This window comes from Paenibacillus solani, assembly GCF_050475945.1.
Classification (GTDB): domain Bacteria; phylum Bacillota; class Bacilli; order Paenibacillales; family Paenibacillaceae; genus Paenibacillus_AQ; species Paenibacillus_AQ solani_A.
The window spans coordinates 43,999-64,101 of sequence record NZ_JBCMXJ010000001.1 but is presented as its reverse complement, the minus strand read 5'-3'; the positions used below and the strand labels follow the sequence as shown (position 1 = coordinate 64,101).

At 46.8% G+C, this 20,103-nt stretch carries 26 protein-coding genes; 24 read left to right on the top strand and 2 right to left on the bottom strand.

Annotation, left to right across the window (positions count from 1 at the left end; genetic code table 11):
* Positions 1 to 90: 90 nt before the first annotated feature.
* From ABEQ74_RS00365 to ABEQ74_RS00345, 5 genes are all read left to right on the top strand, one after another.
* On the top strand, positions 91 to 624 hold the full coding sequence (locus ABEQ74_RS00365) for a crossover junction endodeoxyribonuclease RuvC (RefSeq protein ID WP_430118298.1): 534 nt from the start codon (positions 91 to 93) through the stop codon (positions 622 to 624).
* 3 nt (positions 625 to 627) lie between these two features.
* A complete protein-coding gene (locus tag ABEQ74_RS00360) occupies positions 628 to 1,611 on the top strand; it encodes a hypothetical protein (RefSeq protein ID WP_430118296.1) in 984 nt (327 codons plus the stop codon).
* 93 nt (positions 1,612 to 1,704) lie between these two features.
* Positions 1,705 to 1,875: a hypothetical protein gene (locus ABEQ74_RS00355; protein WP_430118294.1), complete on the top strand. Its 171-nt coding sequence runs from the start codon at positions 1,705 to 1,707 to the stop codon at positions 1,873 to 1,875.
* 5 nt (positions 1,876 to 1,880) lie between these two features.
* Positions 1,881 to 3,800: a DNA cytosine methyltransferase gene (locus tag ABEQ74_RS00350; protein WP_430118292.1), complete on the top strand. Its 1,920-nt coding sequence runs from the start codon at positions 1,881 to 1,883 to the stop codon at positions 3,798 to 3,800.
* Between the two features lie 13 nt (positions 3,801 to 3,813).
* On the top strand, positions 3,814 to 4,092 hold the full coding sequence (locus tag ABEQ74_RS00345) for a hypothetical protein (RefSeq protein ID WP_430118290.1): 279 nt from the start codon (positions 3,814 to 3,816) through the stop codon (positions 4,090 to 4,092).
* Between the two features lie 50 nt (positions 4,093 to 4,142).
* Here the strand turns inward: ABEQ74_RS00345 and ABEQ74_RS00340 are convergent, their stop codons facing one another.
* Positions 4,143 to 4,628 carry a hypothetical protein gene (locus tag ABEQ74_RS00340; protein ID WP_430118288.1) on the bottom strand — a complete coding sequence of 162 codons (486 nt, stop codon included), beginning with the start codon at positions 4,626 to 4,628 and terminating at the stop codon, positions 4,143 to 4,145.
* Between the two features lie 108 nt (positions 4,629 to 4,736).
* On the opposite strand from ABEQ74_RS00340, the gene ABEQ74_RS00335 reads away from it, so the two are divergent.
* From ABEQ74_RS00335 to ABEQ74_RS00285, 11 genes are all read left to right on the top strand, one after another.
* Positions 4,737 to 5,171 (top strand): ASCH domain-containing protein, encoded by a 435-nt coding sequence (locus ABEQ74_RS00335; protein ID WP_430118286.1) that lies wholly within the window; start codon positions 4,737 to 4,739, stop codon positions 5,169 to 5,171.
* Positions 5,144 to 5,596 carry a YopX family protein gene (locus ABEQ74_RS00330; protein WP_430118284.1) on the top strand — a complete coding sequence of 151 codons (453 nt, stop codon included), beginning with the start codon at positions 5,144 to 5,146 and terminating at the stop codon, positions 5,594 to 5,596. The genes ABEQ74_RS00335 and ABEQ74_RS00330 overlap by 28 nt, the downstream gene beginning before the upstream one ends.
* A gap of 148 nt (positions 5,597 to 5,744) precedes the next feature.
* Positions 5,745 to 6,107, top strand: a complete 363-nt coding sequence (locus tag ABEQ74_RS00325; protein WP_430118282.1) for a hypothetical protein — start codon at positions 5,745 to 5,747, stop codon at positions 6,105 to 6,107.
* A 211-nt stretch (positions 6,108 to 6,318) separates the two neighbouring features.
* Complete coding sequence (locus ABEQ74_RS00320) at positions 6,319 to 6,810, top strand: hypothetical protein (RefSeq protein WP_430118280.1); 492 nt, start codon at positions 6,319 to 6,321, stop codon at positions 6,808 to 6,810.
* Between the two features lie 796 nt (positions 6,811 to 7,606).
* Positions 7,607 to 7,906 (top strand): hypothetical protein, encoded by a 300-nt coding sequence (locus tag ABEQ74_RS00315; protein WP_430118278.1) that lies wholly within the window; start codon positions 7,607 to 7,609, stop codon positions 7,904 to 7,906.
* Between the two features lie 94 nt (positions 7,907 to 8,000).
* On the top strand, positions 8,001 to 8,324 hold the full coding sequence (locus ABEQ74_RS00310) for a hypothetical protein (RefSeq protein ID WP_430118276.1): 324 nt from the start codon (positions 8,001 to 8,003) through the stop codon (positions 8,322 to 8,324).
* Between the two features lie 56 nt (positions 8,325 to 8,380).
* Positions 8,381 to 8,614 carry a hypothetical protein gene (locus ABEQ74_RS00305; protein ID WP_430118274.1) on the top strand — a complete coding sequence of 78 codons (234 nt, stop codon included), beginning with the start codon at positions 8,381 to 8,383 and terminating at the stop codon, positions 8,612 to 8,614.
* A 252-nt stretch (positions 8,615 to 8,866) separates the two neighbouring features.
* Positions 8,867 to 9,367: a hypothetical protein gene (locus tag ABEQ74_RS00300; protein ID WP_430118272.1), complete on the top strand. Its 501-nt coding sequence runs from the start codon at positions 8,867 to 8,869 to the stop codon at positions 9,365 to 9,367.
* A 236-nt stretch (positions 9,368 to 9,603) separates the two neighbouring features.
* A complete protein-coding gene (locus tag ABEQ74_RS00295; RefSeq protein ID WP_430118270.1) occupies positions 9,604 to 10,254 on the top strand; it encodes a hypothetical protein in 651 nt (216 codons plus the stop codon).
* 30 nt (positions 10,255 to 10,284) lie between these two features.
* Positions 10,285 to 11,583, top strand: coding sequence for a site-specific DNA-methyltransferase (locus ABEQ74_RS00290; RefSeq protein ID WP_430118268.1), 1,299 nt, complete (start codon positions 10,285 to 10,287; stop codon positions 11,581 to 11,583).
* A gap of 137 nt (positions 11,584 to 11,720) precedes the next feature.
* Positions 11,721 to 11,936 carry a hypothetical protein gene (locus tag ABEQ74_RS00285; RefSeq protein WP_430118266.1) on the top strand — a complete coding sequence of 72 codons (216 nt, stop codon included), beginning with the start codon at positions 11,721 to 11,723 and terminating at the stop codon, positions 11,934 to 11,936.
* 11 nt (positions 11,937 to 11,947) lie between these two features.
* Here the strand turns inward: ABEQ74_RS00285 and ABEQ74_RS00280 are convergent, their stop codons facing one another.
* Positions 11,948 to 12,367 (bottom strand): hypothetical protein, encoded by a 420-nt coding sequence (locus ABEQ74_RS00280; protein WP_430118264.1) that lies wholly within the window; start codon positions 12,365 to 12,367, stop codon positions 11,948 to 11,950.
* 78 nt (positions 12,368 to 12,445) lie between these two features.
* Between ABEQ74_RS00280 and terS the strand changes: the two genes are divergently transcribed.
* The 8 genes from terS (at position 12,446) to ABEQ74_RS00240 (ending at position 20,095) form a co-directional block, all read left to right on the top strand.
* Complete coding sequence (gene terS, locus ABEQ74_RS00275; RefSeq protein WP_430118262.1) at positions 12,446 to 13,324, top strand: phage terminase small subunit; 879 nt, start codon at positions 12,446 to 12,448, stop codon at positions 13,322 to 13,324.
* Complete coding sequence (locus tag ABEQ74_RS00270; RefSeq protein WP_430118260.1) at positions 13,317 to 14,735, top strand: DEAD/DEAH box helicase family protein; 1,419 nt, start codon at positions 13,317 to 13,319, stop codon at positions 14,733 to 14,735. The genes terS and ABEQ74_RS00270 overlap by 8 nt, the downstream gene beginning before the upstream one ends.
* A gap of 10 nt (positions 14,736 to 14,745) precedes the next feature.
* Positions 14,746 to 16,251, top strand: coding sequence for a hypothetical protein (locus tag ABEQ74_RS00265; RefSeq protein ID WP_430118521.1), 1,506 nt, complete (start codon positions 14,746 to 14,748; stop codon positions 16,249 to 16,251).
* The gene (locus tag ABEQ74_RS00260) at positions 16,251 to 17,294 is read left to right on the top strand and encodes a phage minor capsid protein (protein WP_430118258.1); all 1,044 of its coding nucleotides are present in this window, start codon (positions 16,251 to 16,253) and stop codon (positions 17,292 to 17,294) included. Before ABEQ74_RS00265 ends, ABEQ74_RS00260 begins: the two co-directional genes overlap by 1 nt.
* A gap of 106 nt (positions 17,295 to 17,400) precedes the next feature.
* Positions 17,401 to 18,117: a scaffolding protein gene (locus ABEQ74_RS00255; RefSeq protein ID WP_430118256.1), complete on the top strand. Its 717-nt coding sequence runs from the start codon at positions 17,401 to 17,403 to the stop codon at positions 18,115 to 18,117.
* Between the two features lie 15 nt (positions 18,118 to 18,132).
* Positions 18,133 to 18,510 (top strand): head decoration protein, encoded by a 378-nt coding sequence (locus tag ABEQ74_RS00250; RefSeq protein ID WP_430118254.1) that lies wholly within the window; start codon positions 18,133 to 18,135, stop codon positions 18,508 to 18,510.
* Positions 18,511 to 18,539: 29 nt separating this feature from the next.
* Complete coding sequence (locus ABEQ74_RS00245) at positions 18,540 to 19,679, top strand: major capsid protein (protein ID WP_430118252.1); 1,140 nt, start codon at positions 18,540 to 18,542, stop codon at positions 19,677 to 19,679.
* 53 nt (positions 19,680 to 19,732) lie between these two features.
* On the top strand, positions 19,733 to 20,095 hold the full coding sequence (locus ABEQ74_RS00240) for a hypothetical protein (protein ID WP_430118250.1): 363 nt from the start codon (positions 19,733 to 19,735) through the stop codon (positions 20,093 to 20,095).
* The last annotated feature ends 8 nt before the right edge of the window (positions 20,096 to 20,103 follow it).

Below are 20,103 nucleotides of genomic sequence, written 5' to 3'. Positions count from 1 at the left end.
CTTATGACATCATCTATGACGATAAAGGACGTTTAATCGGAGAAGTCTTTGTACTACTTGGTATAGCACGGAAGGAAGGGGAAGTTAGAAATGAAGCTTATGGGTATAGATCACGGAACAAATTACGCGGGCTGGGCAACCATGGAACGCGGAAAGCCCCTAGATTTCGGTCTCCAGGATTACAGCAAAATAAGAATGCCAAACGTACTTGATGCAATTTATCAGGAAACATATCGAATGATTAAGCAGGAAGGGCCCCATGTGCTCGTTCTAGAAAGGCCAGTTCATTTCAAAAATGCCAATAGTGTGCTTGCCTTGGTAGGAGCTTATTCCATGGTTACGTTGGCAGCCTTACATCTTGGTGTGAAGATCGCAGAAGTGCGACCGTCTGAGCTTAAAATGCAAACTGGAAAGGGCAATGCGGATAAAGAGACAGTCGCGACTGAAATGCAGATGCTATTTGATTTGGATTATGACGAAATTGCGGTTCCTGTTTTGTACAAAAGAGATGATCCAAAAGGGAAGTACAAAACTGGGGATATAAAAGAACGGCTATTTGATCCATCAGATGCTATTGCTCTCTGCTGGACCTATCATCAAAAATTCATTAAAGGAGCTGCTTAAGATATGGGATACATGGAATTCAAACCAACAGTGAAAAAAGTTAATTTGAAACCTAAAGGAGAGGTCGAGATCGTTCTTGCTACTACAATCAGTGAGCTACAAGGAGCTATGGATTCACTCTCTAATATGATTGACCAGAAAGTCGATGCTTCTTTAGATTCCCTAATCGTATCATACAGCATTCAAGTGAACGCCCAGACAAATAAACCAATCCGTGAATACCGTGTTGATCCGCAAGGTGTTGTGTCAGAGGTAAAACCCGAAGGGGAGCAGCTTGAGGCGGATTTAGGTCTTCCGAAGGAAGAACCTAAGATTGAAGAAAAACCAGTTCAAGCAGATCGAGACATAGTAGACGAGTTCATTTTGAGTGGTCTAGCACCTTCTTACGAGGATCTGGATTATAACTTTGAAGATCTCCTACGTCGGAAGAATGACGGAGAATCATATATGAAGTTAGCTTCCGAGCTGAATATCTCAAGCGGGAAAATTGTCGAGGATATTGATATATATCGGAAGCGTGTCGCTCCATTAGCGGCGAAGTGGGATGAGTGGCGTGAAGGGAAAATTGAATCGGCAGGCAATATTCAACAACAAGAACCAAAGAAAATAGAGGCTGATAAATCTGATTCACCGGAAGAAGGACAAAAGGACGGTTCGACCTCATCGGATAAAGATGAACCTCGCGAAATGAACTTTGAGGGAGGCGATCAGAACGGTGCTACTGGATCAGAAGACGGAGAGGAAGTCGAGTCTGAGTCGGGTGAAATTAGCAAGGAAGACCTTGAGCAGTTCATTTTGAAAGAACGTCCTTCCTTCGAAGATATCCCACTGGATTTCCCTATGTTTTTGGAAAAACGTCTGAAAGAGGGCAAGACGTGGGTTGAGATTTCAAAGATTGCGGGCATTCCTTCCAGCCAAATTCAGCCGAAGTGGAAGAAATATAAGGAAATGGTCACCAAGATGATGAAGGACGGCGGAGCCGCTTAATAATTGCAGTATCACACCCCCGGTCGATGCAGACCGGGGTACCTAAATACATGGTTTTAACGGAACGTTAGTTCTTATTGGAGGGGATACAGCATGAAAACATCGGTACCTAATCGTGAAAATGAACTAAAGGGGTCACCCCCGAGTGAAGTCCTGAACTATAAGCTTAGTCCAGATGAATTGGCACAGATTGTTGGAAAACCCATCCCGGCATCGCATAAGGAGCCAATCAAGTTTCGATCCAAGGCGAAGGGGAAGGAGTGACGGCTTTGCAGGCAATAGAAAATATCGAATACAAAGCCGCCGCTTTCCTCTTTTCAGGAGTAGGAGGAGCAACCGCTGGCGCAATGCGCTCCCAGGTGGAGTATGGCGGAAAGGTTTACAAGTTCAAGGTCCTTTGTGCGATCGATAGTGATCCAGTAGCTTGTCGTAATCATGATTTGATCACTGGGGAGCAAACAGCTGTTCAGATGGACCTCTTCAAGCGCTGGCAATATGTCGCCTGGCACGGTCATGAACCACCACCTGAATGGCAAGAAGTCACACCTTGGGATATTTGGCAGGCGTTCAAGCAGCAGGTTCCATTCTTTCTGTTTCTCAGCCCACCATGCAAAGGGCTGAGTGGTCTGCTCCCAGCAAGTAAAGCTGCATCAGAGAAGTACCAAGCGCTCAATTATCTGACTGTGCACGGGCTAGAAATCACGCTGCAAGCTTGCCTTGAGTACGGTGGGAAGTTACCAGCTGTCATTCAGCTGGAGAATGTGCCACGGATTACATCCCGTGGAAAACCGCTGCTCCGTCAGATCAAGAAGCTTCTGATTAAGTACGGATATGCCGTGAGTATTCGCGCAGATCACAACCTCGGAGAGATTGGCGGTCTTGGTCAAAATCGTGTCCGTTTCCTGATCAAGGCTCGGCACGAATCGCAAATACCGAATGTGATCTATTATCCAGAAAAGAAGCTGCTGCGGTCCATCGGAAGCGTGCTGGAAAACCTCCCAGAGCCGGGCGACACAGTGGCAGGCGGTCCATTGCACCGATTACCAAAGCTCCAATGGAAGACATGGATGCGGCTTGCCCTTATCCCTGCAGGTGGTGACTGGCGGGATCTCAACAAGATCGATTGGGAAAACCTCCGCGTTGTACATCAACCTCGCAGCGGCGCTTATGAGGTGGCCGATTGGGACAAGCCATGCAGAGCAGTCACCAGTACTGCGGGACCTGGTCGAAGTAACGGCGTCACGGCTGTATCCGATCCACGTCTGCAGATTAATGGGGAAGGAAAAACGAATTTGTTTCGGGTGCAGATTGCTGATGATCCGGCGACATGCATTACCGGAGCTGCCGGACCAAATCAAGGCGCTGCCTGCATATCTGACCCCAACCTAAAGGAACGGGAAGGGCGACATCCAGGAGTGTACCGGATCGTTCGAGCGGATGAACCAGCACCCTGCGTAACGGGCACACGCTTTGGTTCAGGAGCAATTGCGGTTGCTGATCCGCGAGTGAATACCAAACTGCATCCGGACAGCTACGGTGTTCAGGATTGGGATGCCACGGCCAAGACAGTTCGCTCTGCCAACCGCATCATGCAGGCAGCTGGCAGCGTGTCCGATCCACGGGTACCGGATAGACCAGGGCGTTACACTGATCAGTTCCGAATGCAGTCGGCAGACGGACCAGCCGGGACAGTAACCGGATCGACCGACGTACAAAATGGGGCACAACTCATCGCAGATCCACGGATCAAAAGCGCTCCGCGTGCTGATACCATGGGTGTTCTGGATTGGACGCAACCGTCCAAAACCGTGATTGGTAGCGCCGATGTGCATGCAGCAGCTGTAGCCGTCGCTGACCCACGTATCCCACCTGATAATGAACGAGGTATCTGGACGATTATTTCTTTGGATGGTACATGGCATCGACCACTGACAACCTATGAATTGGCAATGATACAAAGCTTTCCGCAGTACCTTCCGGACGGACGACCATTTCAACTTGAGGGATGTTCAGACGCCAAGGCTCGCGAGTACATCGGAAACGCAGTGCCTCCGGATGCTGCCGAGGCTATGGGCAATGTCATTCTGCTGGCTGCAGCTCAAGCTGACGCTGGAATCACCTTTGAAATGAGTTGGGATCCTGTATGGGTAGCTCCGGAAGAAGAACAGATTCCGGCAATGGTGCATTAAGGAGGATAACTGAATGGATCGAAGTAAAATCATGTTGCCGCCAAATGAACAAGAAGATTACATCCTGACAGTTGATCAGCTAAAGGGGTACGCCAGATCGGGGTGGGATGCAGGAACAAAGATTCGACGAGTATCAAAATGGTTGTCGGGAAATGGGTGTGGAGTCAGACAAGCACTATTTGTTAGGGCTGACAACCCACGGGGTGACTATGCCGTTTGGGAGGATCATGTTAAGCCAGTACTTGGTCAAATGGACTTATTCGATATACTGCCAAGGAGTGTAAGCGGATGATCATATAAATTAGAGTCCTTGTCAATTGCATAACAAGGACTCTAATGAAATTAATTAGTTCTTACAACAGAAAAGGAAGATGTTTCCCAATCACCTAACCATCCGTCCGGATTACCATACTGAAATACTTTTAACATTACGGTGAATGTACCTTGCGAATTAACAGGTAGCAATCTACTAATTGGTATCGAATGAGTGATTGAGGAAGTCCCTATCGTTCCGTATATATCACTAATAGTTGATCCAGAGCTAGTTTGACTCCAAACATAAATTTGATAATCAGCTGCACCCACAGTGGATTTATCAATGGTTACATTGATGTTTTTTGAACCTGGCCCATAGCTAGTGGCATCAGTATATACTCTTGCCCGAATATTGTTCTTGGTTTGCCAGCCTGAACTTGCTCCTATCGATTGAGTTAAGTCAGCTAAACTCTCAAGCCGGGTGGGAACGGTTGAGCTATCGGCAAAGGAAACAGCCGAGAATGCAGCCGACACTAATGCAGCGGACAAAAATGAAATTATGTACTTTTTCATTCTAAAACCTCCTAAAAATGGAATCAAGATATGTATATATCTCATCGCTCCCTAAAATTCCTTATTCGTAACAAAATATTAATCAACAGTAAGGGGAGATACCAGATTATGAAAGCCATAACCATTATTCAACCCTGGGCGACGTTGATCGCTCTTGGCGAAAAGCAATTTGAGACACGCAGCTGGTCCACAAAACACCGCGGCGATCTTGCGATCCATGCTGGAAAGAAGATCGATCGGGAAGCGTGCCGCGCAGAGCCGATCCGGTCCACATTAGCACAGCATGGATATACCGAGGATAACCTGCCAACTGGATCCGTTGTAGCAATAGCGAATATGAAAGACTGCTTGCAGTCAGTAGATACTTGGACAGATGGATATGTACTCGAAAATGGTTCTTATATCTATCCGTCAGAATATGAGTTTGGTGACTTTACACCTGGCCGATATGGATGGCAGATGTCAAACGTTCAGCAGCTGAGAGAGCCGATTCCTGCAAAGGGGCAGCAAGGGCTATGGAATTGGGATGGGATGCTGGCATGATAGAGTACAAGTTCCGCGGAAAGAGACTGGATAACGGCGAGTTGGTGTTCGGGTTCGGCGCATTCATATGGGACGATGATGGAATCAAAAGAGCAGAGATATATAGCACACATGGAGTATTTGAAGTCGATCCCGAAACAGTTGGTCAATATACCGGACAGACTGATCGTAACAGCAAGGAAATATACGAGAATGCTACGGTTCTAATTACTGGGACGCAGGAACTGGGTGGCGGTTTAACATTCGAATGGGATGAAAGAGCCATAGTCAAATGGTCGGACGAAGAATGCGGGTTTTACTTGGATGTCATCAAAAAGCGAGAAGCAAACCTTTGTCAGGATGGGTATTTCACCGTCGATACATTCCCCTTAAGGAAATGGGAAGAAGGCGAGTGGGATATCGAATACGAGGTATTGGAGGGGTAGATATGAATAACCAACAAGAAAACTGTATGAAATGCGATAAACCTATAGATTATGAGCCGGAATACTGTTGTAACGGTCGAGAGTGTGGCTGTATGGGGAAACCTATTGAACCGCCATTATGCGATAGGTGTTGGGACGAGGTGATGGGATGAGTAGAGACTGGCAAACGAATGAAGATCGTTTACAAGAAATTAAAGCAATTGCTGAAGCACCGGGAGAAACGTTTTATGGATCGATCACTAAGGAAGGCATTGTTTTGCAAGACGTTGCTGATGCAAGTGAGGATTTCGAATGGCTTATCGGACAAGTTGAGACAGAAAAAGAACGGGCAGATAAGCTTGAGGAACGACACAACAGTCTCTTAAAAGTTGTTCAAGAAGCGACAGAATATATGTCTTGGAGAAATGAAGGGAATGGACCTGAGATAGCATTAAAACTCATTTATAAATGGTTAGAAGCAAATCCAATGCCGAAGGAGGAAGAACGTGGATCAGACAAAACCAATTTGTGAGCTCTGCAAAGAAAAAGAAGCGGTGTGTGTCATGAGAAACCAAGTGAATGGCAACAAAATGAAGGTCTGCTCTAGTTGTTATGAAGAAATTTGGGGAAAGTGATATCGAAAGGTCAGAAAATGAATAAGACCCCCTAATCCTTGGCCGGGCCGGGGGTCAATCGGTAATATATTCCTCTCAATGATTATAACATAAAGGGGATTGAGGGGAATGGCGATGGCATGGAGGCAAGGGGAACTTTTCGCTAAAGCATCTGAGGATGAGATCCAGACGACGGAATTCTACCTCAGTAATTTCAAATCTATGCAGCTATTCATGAGCGACTTCGAAAAATATCAGAAAGAGTTGGCTCAGGTGGCAATTGACGGAGAAGCAGCTCGCCGGATCGATCTGGAAGACCTCTACGCAGATAAGACGGCGAATGCTGTGATCCTTACGGAAAAACAGAAATGGGTCTATGGCCGATACAAGGTTTACTCATCTATGATCCGGAGAGCTCATGGACAGATCTTAGATGAGGAAGCTAAACAAGCGATCGATATCCGATTTCTTCAAGGATATAGCCGAAAAGAAACTATCTTGTTTATGAAGCGAGGCGTTGCAGGAAGCACGGTAGATCGGCGAATCGACGATGGTATCGAAAGTATGGCCAACACGTTAAAATTGTTGGGGTTCTTCGAAGAGATATGCCGAGAATTTTGACGAAAAAGTGGGACCATCCGGGAAATCTTGAAGACCACCTGATGATTTTACCGTGTTACTATGGGAGCATAGAAAAAGGCGAGAATGACACGCACGGCTGCATGAATGCGGCGTTGAAACCGGGGCGTACCTCTTTTCGCTTTTTCTGTTTTTGGAGTAAAGCAACTGACGGGCCAACCGGGAGGCAGTCGAGCAAAGGGGGACCCCTGAGAAGGTCCCTGGCTATGCTCCTTCAGTTGCTTTACTGCTCAAGTGTAAAAGAGTGAGCAAAATGGAGAGTAAGAGAGAATTGATACAGCAGATCGTTAGTAACTGCAGCTGTGAATTTTGACTTCATTTTCGGCGGCTCGTTAAAATGGTCTTGTCATTCGTATCTAGTTGCAAAGTACAGATGCTTTTAAAGCAAAGAGCGAAGCGTTTTTGCTGCGGCCGGTACGGTCGCAATGCTCTAATGGCTCTCTTTGCAGATAAGAACTGAATATATAATCCGAAGTCGTTCCTTCCTGGAGCGGCTTATTTTTATTTCCTCGAAGGAGCGTGATGTTACATGAAATGGATTGAATGGTTGGTTAAAGTGACAGCGGGCAGCTCGCCAAGAAATCGGGAGGAACGACGACATGGCCGGAAAACGTAATAAGCTGAAGCGACCACGATATAAGCCGAAACAGCCGGATAAGTGTAAGCGATGCGTGTGGGGTGAATGGACCGGCACGAAGCAGTTCTGCAGTAGGAGACCTTGTGTGAACCTTGTAAAACCCTCCCAGTTTCGAATATGATATGTGAGGGAGGGGATCGCATGGTTAGAATTAGATTTGCAGATGGCGCAACATTTATTGTAAAAGCAGACACCGTGCTCCATGGTTACAGAAATATTTCTTCTGACCCTGAAAAGGAGTTCTATTTGGAAGAAGTATATAGCGGATCAATCGATGGTGCTAGTGAAGAAAATGGTTCACGTCTATCAACCACTAATCCAGCAGTAGGGGTCATGGGGTTTATTCTTTCAGTTGACTGTTTCACGTTTGGCGACAACATCAATGCTATTTATCGCTCAGCGGCGGTCGTTTCAGTCGAAAACACAAAATTAATTCTATGAGTATGGAAGCACCTCTTACAGGTGCTTTTCTTTTACAACAAGAGGGAAATCCTCCCTGTTGTCGAATTATGGACACTAGGAGGCGATGTGAGATATGAAAGAAACGCTAGATGGAATCCTTCGTTCAATTAAAGACAACAGAAATAAAGCCCTAATCATCGAATTAGAGGAATTGTACATTACAATCTTCAATCAAAAAGTAAAAATGGGTGTAAGTGATGATGTCTGGGGAAGATACCAACTCCTTAATAAAGCAGAAGACGAAGCACAAAAAAAGACAAGGCAAAGCAGGTTGAATTTATCTGTAGAATTTGAAATTGAAAAGAATCCAGAAGTCTGGGTATCGGCTAATGAGTTTTTAAAAAGCCGAACGGAAGAAGATGTAAAGAGAATGAAAGAATACTTCAGCGAAAAGTAAGGCGATTTTCGAGATGTTATGTCAAGGGGATGATTCTCATAAAGGGGATTGTAACAATGATCAACCCTCATAAACAGTTTCTTGCAGTTAAAACTCCCTCAGATGAATATTCCGTTATTGAAGTCCTTGAAATGGAGACTCCAGAGTTGGGGGACGTCCTCTCAGGGGAGTTAGAGTCTTTAGGCGGTGAAACTTTGATTAACTTAACCAAAGAGGAAAGTATAGATGTTTTCATTCAAGAAATATATGCTACAAAAGAGCAGGCATTAAGACTACTACAGGCACCTTAACATGGTGCTTTTTCTTTTGCTCTCGGATGCGAAATCCAAGCCGTTTTAAGGCGTGGACAATTGATTGTGAATGGAATAGAGGAACGAGTCGGGAAAACAGCAGAGAAGGGGCATAGCGTTGGCGTATGCTCCTATTTGTCGTGCGTTCATATTAGAAACCAACTCAACTCAAATAGAAGTTCTTAATTTTGGAGAAGGGAAAACTTCCCGGATGTCGAATTTACTCCTAACACAATTGAGAGGAAACGAATTATGGACAAAGCAGTTATGTTGAAGGCGCTTGATGCTATATCATTCAGAATTAAAGATCCAGTCCACAAGGACATAAATAATACAGCGCAAAAATTGCCGAAAAGTAGTGCGCTCGTAGAAAATTCCTATAGAGTATTGAATGACTCCCTAAAGCTTGAGGTACTTCGATTAATAGAAGACATCTCAAACACTAGAATTAAAATTAGTGAAGTAATTTGGATTGACCGTCAAGTTGTTATATTTGTACATAAAGAATATGAAAAACACAAGGATTATCTAAAGAAAATCAATGCTTACAATATTGGAAATAGAGATTATTCGGCATTTATAAATGAATTACAGAACGATCTCCTTTCAACATTAGAAATAAAGATAGCCATTCTGAAGAGTGATCTAATAAGAAAAAGAAATAAGGGATTGCTTGAAATAGGCAGGATGGTGTTATCAGCACTTATAGGGGCCTTAATAGGGTGGGGAATAAAGCATTGGACTGGAGGGTAAATGTAATGCTTTTTCTTCTGTTCTCAAATGGCGGTATCTAAGACTCTTTAAGGAAAACCAATTCATAGTTGATGAATATAGGAATAAGCTGGGAAACAGCAAAGGAATGCATAGCGTAGGCATATGCTTCTTTTTTCGAGCATCTATATTTAGAAATCAATATCACTCCAAAGTGAGGAGATACATAGGAAACTATTGAAATTATATGCAACAATCATGTGCTGGGGGTAGGGGATTTGAGAACAGATAAAAAAAAGAACAATTCACTGATATTAATTATTTCTCTACTGTTGATTTTGGGTCCCACTCTGTATTTCGGAATCGTAGGTAAGGCTGCTGAAATGGGAGTGGCGCTAGCAGCAGGTACTTTATCCGCTGCTTTTCTTCACCTCGACAAACTTCAAAAATTTAAAGGTGCAGGAATTGAAATTGAACTAAAGGAAGCAGTGAAGGAAGCACAAGCCACACTAGAGACATTGAAGGATTACACTGATCCCGTGTATATCTCATCTATCAAGATAATGTCTGAAGGTTTAACGTGGGAGGGAATATCAGAAGATACTCAGCATGATATCGTACGTAAAATCGAAAAAATCGTGAATAATAATGGAGCCAGTGAAGATGTATCAGAAGCTATTAAAGAATTTTATAATTTCAATCTTACGCAATTATTTGATCGTTTAATTCCTATTGTTGATGGTTATTTTAAGCCCGAGGCAACAAAAAATCTATTATTGCTCAGGGACAGGGAGAACTTTATTTTTCCATCAGAGAAGCAAGTAAGGCAGGCATTAGAGGCGCTTCCTCATCTAACTCCTGATCTAGAAGAATCTATAAAGGACTATGGCTATTATAAAGAAAATCTATATCCAAGAAACCACTCTTAAGAGTGGTTTCTTCTATTATGGAGGTTAACAATGGACATCAGATTTATATCGGTCGATCAAATCAACGCAGCAGCTTACAACCCACGAGTGGACCTGCAGCCGGGAGATCCAGAATATGAGAAGCTTAAACAATCTATAGCAACTTTCGGGTACGTTGAACCTATTGTTTGGAATGAGCGTACTGGCAACATGGTCGGCGGGCATCAGCGATATAAGATCATGGTCTTTGAACAAGGACATACGGAGTTGGCTGTCAGCGTTGTCGATCTAGATGATCAGCAGGAAAGGCTTTTGAACATTGCGTTGAACAAGGTGTCTGGACGCTGGGATGAGGAAGCGCTGGCCATGCTGCTCTTGGAGCTACAGGAATCCGGATCGGACTTGGAATTGTCGGGCTTCGACCAGGAAGAAATCGGAGACCTGATCGCATCGTTACCGGATGTACCGGACGTGGATCCTCCGGTGGTTGAGGACGATTTCGACGTAGGGAAGGCATTGGATGATATCAAAGAGCCGGAGACCCATCGCGGTGATGTTTGGCAGCTGGGCCCTCACCGGTTGATGTGTGGTGATTCTACCAGCATTGAGGATGTAAGTTGCTTAATGGACGGTGAGCTGGCTGCACTTGTGGTTACAGACCCGCCATATAATGTGGCCGTAGAGAGTGATTCCGAGCGCCTCGGAGCCGACGGTCGCAGTAGCATAATGAACGACGACATGCCCGCAGAGGAATTTGCGGGCTTTTTGCATTCCGTATTCGAGAGGTATGCCGAGCATATGGCGCCGACGGCGGCGATATACGTCTTTCATCCATCTTCTTACCAGCGCCAGTTCGAGGACGCCATGAACGCAGCAGGCATTGTCATCCGGAGTCAATGCGTATGGGTGAAGAACGCGGCTTCGTTTGGCTGGTCACAGTATCGTTGGCAGCATGAGCCGGTGTTTTACGCTCATATAAAAGGGAAGGCCCCAGCTTGGTACGGTGATCGTCGGCAGACAACGGTATGGCGAGCTGGTCTACCCTTGGAAGAACCCGAGCCGTCTACGGTCTGGGAGGTATCTCGCGGAGATGTCGGAAAATACGTTCATCCGACACAGAAGCCGCTGGAACTGCTGGCAATACCGATCAAGAACAGTAGTCGTCCAGGTGACACTGTGGTGGATTTCTTCGGCGGCAGCGGATCCACGTTAATGACTTGTGATCAACTTGATCGGCCTTGTCGCACCATGGAGATTGATCCAAAGTTCTGCGATGTAATTAAACGGAGGTATCAGGAGGCAACAGGTATCGAACCAGTTCTGATCCATCGTGCTGTTACCACAACATAATAAAAAGGAGGACGCGGTAACGTCCTCCTAACTGACCAGGGTATCCCCCGGCTGAGATAGCGGCCCGCCACGCGTGGCATTTTGCAGACATCCGCTATCTCGCATTCCATCATAACGGAAAGCCGAGGGGAACGACAATGGGAACACCTGAGAATAAAGATTTGCTTCTGCAGCATGAGCTTGAAGTCATGGAAGGTATCCTCGAGAGCAAGGAACAATACAGGAAGATCGTCAAGGCTGGAATAGCCAAGTGGGTCAAAGACTTTCAAGATGGTCGTATCGAGATCAAGACGGTGGACGACCTAAAAAAGCTGATTGAAATAGATATTGAGCTACAAAAGGATGAGCTATGAACTTACTTTGATTAATTCTCTAACACTTCATCAATCAATTGTATGATGATTGTATAAACAACAGATTTTTTATTGATAAGGAAGTTGCTTAAGACAAGCATGACGAGTGATAAAAGGATGAGAGGTGCAACAATTGAGAAAAACAGCCTTATTTCTTGCCCCAATGAAGAGTTTAAACTGAACATACCAATAATTAATGAAATTATGATAGCTGCTATTGTTAGATAATTTGCCATTGTTGGCGCACTAGCTAATTGAGCTTGATAGAGAATTCGGATATCTTTTAAATCTTCATCCAATTCTTTGCCTCGTTTTTTTGTGTGTTCCTTTAAAATTTGTAGGCGTGATTTAGCAAATTTAATATGTTCTGGTTTCTTCTTTTTAATTGAGTGTAGATAATCTTCGATTAATAGTACTTGATTAATAATCATAACGATACCTCCTACGACTTATCTTCATTATCGGCTATTCGAGTAAACAATTATATATGGGGGTGGTGATGGTGTAGCATGGCTAGAGCACGCGATCCTAACCGTGATCGTGCCCTTGAGATATGGCAAAAGCACGGAGGAAATATAACGAATCGTCAGATTGCTGAACAACTTGGCGTGGATGAAAAGAAGATTGCAGTCTGGAAGCAAAGGGACAAATGGAATGTGAATGTTGTACAACAAACTGATTCGAATGTTGTACAACAAAAGAAACGTGGTGCTCCCAGAGGGAATAAGAACGCTGTTGGCAATAGTAGCGGAGCTCCCGAAGGCAATAAACGAGCTGTTGGCAATAAGGGCGGCCCCGGAGGGCCACATGGAAATAAGAAGGCTGTCACCACAGGTGAGTATGAAACGATATGGCTCGATGCCCTTGAAGAAGACGAGCAGGAACTGATTGATCAGGTTGATACGGACCCAGTCCAGCAGGCCGATGAGGCTATCAAGCTTCTGACCATCCGGGAACGTCGCATGCTTCAGCGCATCGGCAAGCTCATGAATGGCCTGACCGAGAAGCAACGGCGAGTTCTTAATGAACTCAAAGCGATCAAAGATGTTATGACCGTCCATGATGAGAAGTCAGGTGTCACCAGGTCGGTACCCGTTACCCGAACTGATATGGTTGAATCTCAAATTGAAGAGACGGAGTATCGGGCCATTGACGACATTCTTAAAATCGAAGATGCTCTGACACGGGTCCAGGCTCAAAAACTCAAAGCGGTCGAACTGAAGAACCGCCTGATTGATGATGAGAAACAGATCCGCACTGCTCTCCTGCAGATCGAATTGAACAAGCAACAAGGTGCTGCTGGTGCAACACAAAGTTGGACAGATGCCTTGAAGGAGATTGCAGAGCGGCGTAAAGCGAAGCGGGCAGAGGTGTTAGCCAATGAGTAAACCGTATAATGTCGTCTCTGATTTGCTCGATCTATATTGGGATGACCCGGTCGCATTCGCAGAGGATATGATGGGTTTTGATCCAGACGATTGGCAGCGTGAAGTCATGCTGGATGTTGCCCACCACCCAAGGACCAGTGTCCGATCTGGTCAGGGTGTCGGGAAAACAGGTCTTGAAGCTGCATTGGTTATCTGGTTTCTATGCTGCCGCCCAAATCCCAAAGTAGTATGCACTGCGCCAACCAAGCAGCAGCTGCATGATGTTCTTTGGGCTGAGGTATCCAAGTGGCTGGAAAACTCCATGGTTAAGAATCTCCTAAAGTGGACCAAGACCAAGGTTTACATGATCGGACATGAACAGCGGTGGTTTGCCACCGCCAGGACGGCCAACAAACCCGAGAACATGCAGGGTTTTCACGAGGATTACATGCTTTTCGTTGTGGATGAAGCATCAGGTGTGTCCGATCCCATTATGGAAGCCATCCTCGGTACCCTGTCCGGCGCAGAAAACAAATTATTAATGTGCGGAAACCCGACTCGTACGAGTGGGGTTTTTTATGATTCTCACAATCGAGACCGTAGTCGCTTCCGTTCTCACAAGGTGGATAGCCGCAGCAGTAAGCGTGCCAGCAAAGAGAACATTCAGATGCTGATTGACAAGTACGGTGCTGATAGTGATGTTGTCCGTGTCCGCGTGTATGGAGAATTTCCAAAAGCAGAAGCAGATGCATTTATCCCCCTGGAGCTTGTCGAGCTGGCTGCAGGAGCGGTTATCGATCCGATCGGCGACACTCTCCATCTGGGTGTAGACGTCGCGCGCTTTGGTGACGATGAAACGGTTATTGCCCCGAGAATCGGTATGAAAGTATTTGATCTCAAACGGTACAACAAGCAGGACACTATGGTGACTGCAGGTCAGGTATTGAATATTGGGAGGGGCATGCTTAACACCTTTCCACAATTGGAGTTTGTCGAGATCAAAGTCGATGATAGCGGGGTTGGTGGCGGCGTTACAGACAGGCTGAATGAGGTAATCGCAGAGGAAGGGATGTATGGCTGGCGGGTAATCCCAGTCAACAATGGGAGTAAACCCACTGACGATGAAGTCGAACATTACGAGAATCGTGGAACAGAGGCTTGGGCTATTGTTCGGGATGTTTTGCAAGAATGCTTTTCAAAGCATATGCAGGGTGAACCTATCAGTGTTGAGCTGCCGAATGATGAGCGGCTAATTACTCAACTGACGCAGCGGAAATATAGGATGACCAGCAAAGGGAAGCTTGCTCTTGAACGTAAGGAAGACATGAAAAAACGTGGGCTTGATTCTCCGGACCGTGCGGATGCTGTGGTCCTGTCATTCGTAACTGATAAGGCACTCCATTACACTAATCAACGGCCGGCAGGCTGGTAGAAAGAAGGTGATGAACCTGACAATCATTTATAGCAAGAAGACTTTCCCACCGCCCCCATACGACCAAGAAATCGGCATGATGACATATTATCGCCTGCTTTACGAGGGGGAACATGCGGCGATCTTTCCTCGTGCATCGGCGGTCGTAAAAGAAACTCGGATCGTTCGCCGTCGTAATGGTATTCGATCATGGAAGCAAGTCGAAAAAGTGTTCAGTTCGGACCGCCAATACATCGTAGCTAACTTCAGTAGCCTTGTCGCTGAGGTGCCAGCGGATCTCCTGAACCGGGCTCTAGGGAACATATCTGCTGATACAGAGGAAGGCCCGGAGTTGGAGTTCGTATCTTCAGTCGTAACGGCAAGCAAGCCAAATGAGAAGGTTTGGTCGGCTATAACCCAGCATCAGGTTGACGGCAGGGTTGCTTACAGGGCTCGTCGGAGCGGGGCCGGGGTGGTATGGTTCGAGTGGCTGCTGGGAGATCAATATCTACCACATGAGGACGGTGAGGGGGCTGATATCGTTTGGATAGAAGAGTGGGGCGAACAAAACCGCAAAGACCGATTCCTCCGTGTTGAACGGCAGCGATTGGAGGCAGACGGTCTGACCATCAAGCAACTGGTTTTTAAGATGGAAGGCGACAATGTCGGTGATGAGATCGATATCGCTCAATATGCTGTCGATAACGAGCTTGATATCCCAGAGGATGTTGAGCTTCCAGGCGTAAACGAGCTGCTTTGCGGTATGGTCACCAATGACGAAACGCTCATGAGTCCTCGTGGCCGATCCGCGCTTCGGAACATTGATGGTTTGCAGGAAGAAATCAATTGGACCATCACACGCGACAGCATCGTCTTTGATAAACATGGAAAGCCGAAGATGGCGATACCTAAAGGGTTATGGGATACAGTCGCCAATGACAACTATAAAAATTACGGTGGTCGTTTCGTCCGGAATGCCGACCTCGAAGTTGTCAGCTACAATGAGAACAACGGCGCTATTCCTATGTATATTACATGGGACGCCAAGACCCAGCAGAGTTTCGAGCACGTAACTCGCCTAATCAAGTACATGCTGGCCATCAGCAAAACTTCGCCGCAGGCAGCCGGATTGGAAGACGGCAAAGGCGATTCTGGTGTTGCCCTCCTTTACCTCTGGATCCAATCGGTGATTAAGGCTGAGGCGATCAAGGACAAGTTTGACGCTGCAATCAAGGATGCTATCCGGAAGTGTATGCTGCTGGAGAATGCGATTGGTGATAAGAATCTTAAAATCAAAGACCCTGTAGTCGAGTGGGGGGAGCTGCTACCAAAAGCAGATAGTGAGAAAGATACGGAAGAAATCGAGAAGTATGCAGGCGGTGTGCAATCGCTGGAGACGACGGTGCGTCGTATGCATCCGGACTGGTCTGAGGAGGCGATCTTGGCCGAGATTCAGAAGATTCAGGATGAGCAAACGGCTGACTCAATGAACCCAACCTATACGCAACCCCCGCGGGTGAATCTGGGTGGTAGCTGATGGCGGACGCTGAAAAGCTAATTGCACTTTACACTCTGGCAGGCGAGCGGTTAATCGAACTCATCCAATCGCTAGAGGAAGGTAGTTACAGTCGGCGGCGCAAAGAGAAACTTCTGCAGCAGGTTGACGAGATCCTTGCCGAACTAACCGATGGATCTGCTCAAAGCATGTCTGAATTGTTGGCCGAGGCATATAAGGCTGGCTCCCTGGAAGCATCCAGCAGCATGATGGCTCAGGGGATGGCGGACAATCAAGTGAATACTGTACTGGAACCCATCATTCATCAGCAAGCTGTTCAAGCGATCATGGACGACACCTTTTTACGAATCCTTGAGGCGACCGACAATATGTCCCAAGATGCCAAAAGACGGATAGAGGAAGTCGTTCGAACAGCGACGGAGCGTATGCTTACGGAGGGCGTTAGTCGGCGACAAGCCACGAAAGAAGCTGTTGCCCACATGACGGAACAAGGGATCACCGGGATTGTAGCCAAGAACGGCTCCCGGATTCCGGCGGATAAGTATATGAACGGGGTTGTTCAGTACAACCTTCGCAAGGCACACGTTACCGGAGCCGAGAACACGATCGTTCAAAACGGCCTAGATCTGGTCTATGTGAATTACGTGGGGATAACCTGTGAGTATTGTGCAAAGTATCAGGGGCGGGTGTATAGCATTAGCGGAACCGATCAACGATTCCCGAAGCTTGAGATTCGGCCGCCATACCATGCACATTGCGTTCATTCACTGAGTGCTTGGATCGAGGAATATCAGTCTGCAGACGAAGTTGAACGTATGGTCGCTATTTCAAACCGGCCGTTTACAGACAATCGGACTGAGGCAAACATCCGAAGGTACAATGAGATCCAGCGGGACAAGGCTCGGAAGAATGAGACCAGGAAACAATGGATGCGGTACAAGGCTGTGCTTCCGAATGATACACCGAATCTGCGGCAGTTTGCCAGCCAGAAGGTACGAGGTACAAAGAAGTATTCTGAACTGCAGGCGTTGTATCGGAAGGTGAATGCTAATACCAAGGATTAAACAGTCGCTTACAATGAGCGGCTTTTTCTTTTGTCCAAAACACCGTGATGACGTTATAAAAGCTGCGGTAGGCAGTCCACCCGGACTTAAATTAGGAGGATGAAGAATGAGCAAATATATCGCAAAACGATTCCCGTTGGCATTGGACCTACAACTTTTCGCTGAAGGTGGCGCAGCTGGTGGCGAGGGTGGTAACGGTGGTGAAGGGGGATCAGCTGCAAATGCAGAGGGCGGTAGTAATCCTGGAAAGACGTTTACTCAAGCTGAGCTAGATGCGGCTGTTCAGTCCCGACTATCTCGGGCTGAGAAGGCCGCTCAGAAATCTCTGGCCAAAGAACTCGGTTACGATTCCGTGGAAGCGATGCAGGCCGCCCTGAAGAAGGACAAAGGCAGCGACAAGGACAAGGACAAGGAGAAACTTAACCCTGCTGACATTGACAGTCTGGTTGATGAGCGAATCAAGGAACGCGAGAAGGAGCAGAACGACAAGATTTTCAAGCGTTTGCTTACTGCCGAGGTAAAGGTGTTAGCGAACGAACTCGAATTTGCCGACTGGGAAGACGCTCACGCACTTGCCGATCTGTCCCAGGTGAAAGAGAACGACAAGGGCGAACTGGAAGGCGTGAAGGAAGCGCTCGAAACTTTAGCCAAGAAGAAGCCGCATCTGCTCAAATCGAAGCAGGGGGGCGGCCGGATCGGTGCTGACATCGGTGGTGGGACTCCAAACGACAAGAAGAAACGGCAAGAAGAAATCATCAATTTAGCAAAAAGCCGCGGGGCGATCGGCGGACAAGCCGTGAATGATCCGTGGGCGAAGAAATAAGGAGGGAATGTATCAATGAGACTGCAACCAACACAACGTGTAACTGTCCAGGATGAGTATGAAATCCTGGCATCCTTTGAGGTGATCCGGGAAGTGACCAACGGTATCACTATTGATTCGGCAGCCGTTACTGCGGATGCCAAAGGCGACAAAATCATCAAGAAAGGCATGCCGATGGCGAAACTCACCGCATCGGGCAAGTTTGTACCTTACAACGAAGCTGGTTCAGATGGAAGTCAAAATCCAACAGTCATCCTGAAGCACACAGTCAACGTCAAAGATGGCGACCATGTTGTCGGCGGGTATGAAGTCGGTAAATTTATCACCGAACGGATCCCCGTCACTGTAGACGATACGTTGCGCCAGAAAATGCCGCACATTGTCTTTGCTTAATTCAAATCATGGAAAGGATTGAACAATATATGAAAAAGCAATATAAATTGCGTCACAAACTGGATCTGCAGACCTTCGCAGGTGACGATACCATTGATTTGACATTGGATGAAGCATTGACGGGGGAAGACCTTCTCGTCTACTCCCGAAACCTCGAAGTATCCAATGAATATCTCCACCCCTTGTTGTTCCCACCACGGGAAACGGCGGAGTTGACGGTCGATGTCATTCAAGAAGAGTCGCCACGACTCCCAGTTATGGCACAGATCGCCGAGCTTGGTACCGAGGTAGAATACGGTTCCCGGGAAGGTTTGAAAGGCTCCCGGGTAGAGATTCCAAAAATTCAACGCGGTCGCTATATGGATGAGAAGCTGGTCCGCTTGGCACTTCAAGCGTCTCAGAGTTATGGCCTGCGGAATGAAGAGCGTAACCAGTTGCGCAACCGACAATTGAATGACGCACAATATGCCGTCGATGCCATCCGGGCTCGTCGAGAGTGGATCGCCATGACAAGCATTTGGAGCGGTAAGGTGGTTTATACCGAAGGCAACGTTAAGGTTAATGTAGATTTCGGCTACACTGCTGATCAATTGCCGGTCCTTACTGGCACCGATTTGTGGAGCGATATTGTGAACTCTACACCACTTGATGACATCCAATTGTGGGTGGATTTGTGGAGGGCGAGAGGCATCCGTCTTCAGCGTGCTATGACCAGTCAGAAGATCATTACGTTCCTTCGTCGTAACCTTTCTATTCGTCAGCATTATCATGGAAACCCTAGCGGGAACGCACTGCCGCCGCAACTAACAAAAGCACAGCTTAATGCGGTGTTCGAAGAACTTGAGTTCCCTGCTTTGATTGCCTACGATACCCAAGCCCGTACCGAAGACCGGGCTCTGACTGGCGGAAAACTGTCCTTTACGACAGTGCGCATGTTGCCAGAAGATCGTTTTGTACTTTTGCCCGAGGGGCCGCTGGGTAACTACCTTTGGGCTAAGACAACGGAAGAAATGATGGCTGAGATTGATGCCGAGCAAACGGGCGACATGGGTCTCTATGTATTCCGAGATGTCACAAAGAACCCGATCCGTCTCCGGACAGCAGGAGTCGCACTGAACTTCCCAGCTTTTGCTTGGGCGGATTCGGTTGTATCTGCGAAGGTTCTTTAGGAGCTCTTATGAGGGCTCCTTTCTTTTTATCCAAAACTGAAAGGGTGAAGTAAGTGGATCTAAAACTGACAGGTGTCGTGAAGTACGATGGTGACTGGAAGCAGCCAAACGATATTATTCGCAAGGTCGATGATTCCGTTGGTAAGTCAATTATCAGTGCAGGGGTTGGGAAAGAAATCGAAGCGCTGCAGGATGATTCAGACACCGAGCTGCAGGAGCTCCGCGAGCGGGCGAAGGTGTTGGGTGTGCCAAACGCCGGTCGACTTGGTGAAGCCAAGCTGAAGGAAGGCATCGCCGAAAAAGAGGCTGAACTCAAGGAACTTCAGGAAAAAGCGTTTGAGCTTGGCATCGAGGATTCTTATGAAAAGGGTGCGGAGACTCTCGTCAAAGAAATTGAAGCAGCCGAGAAGAAGTAGGTGATTAG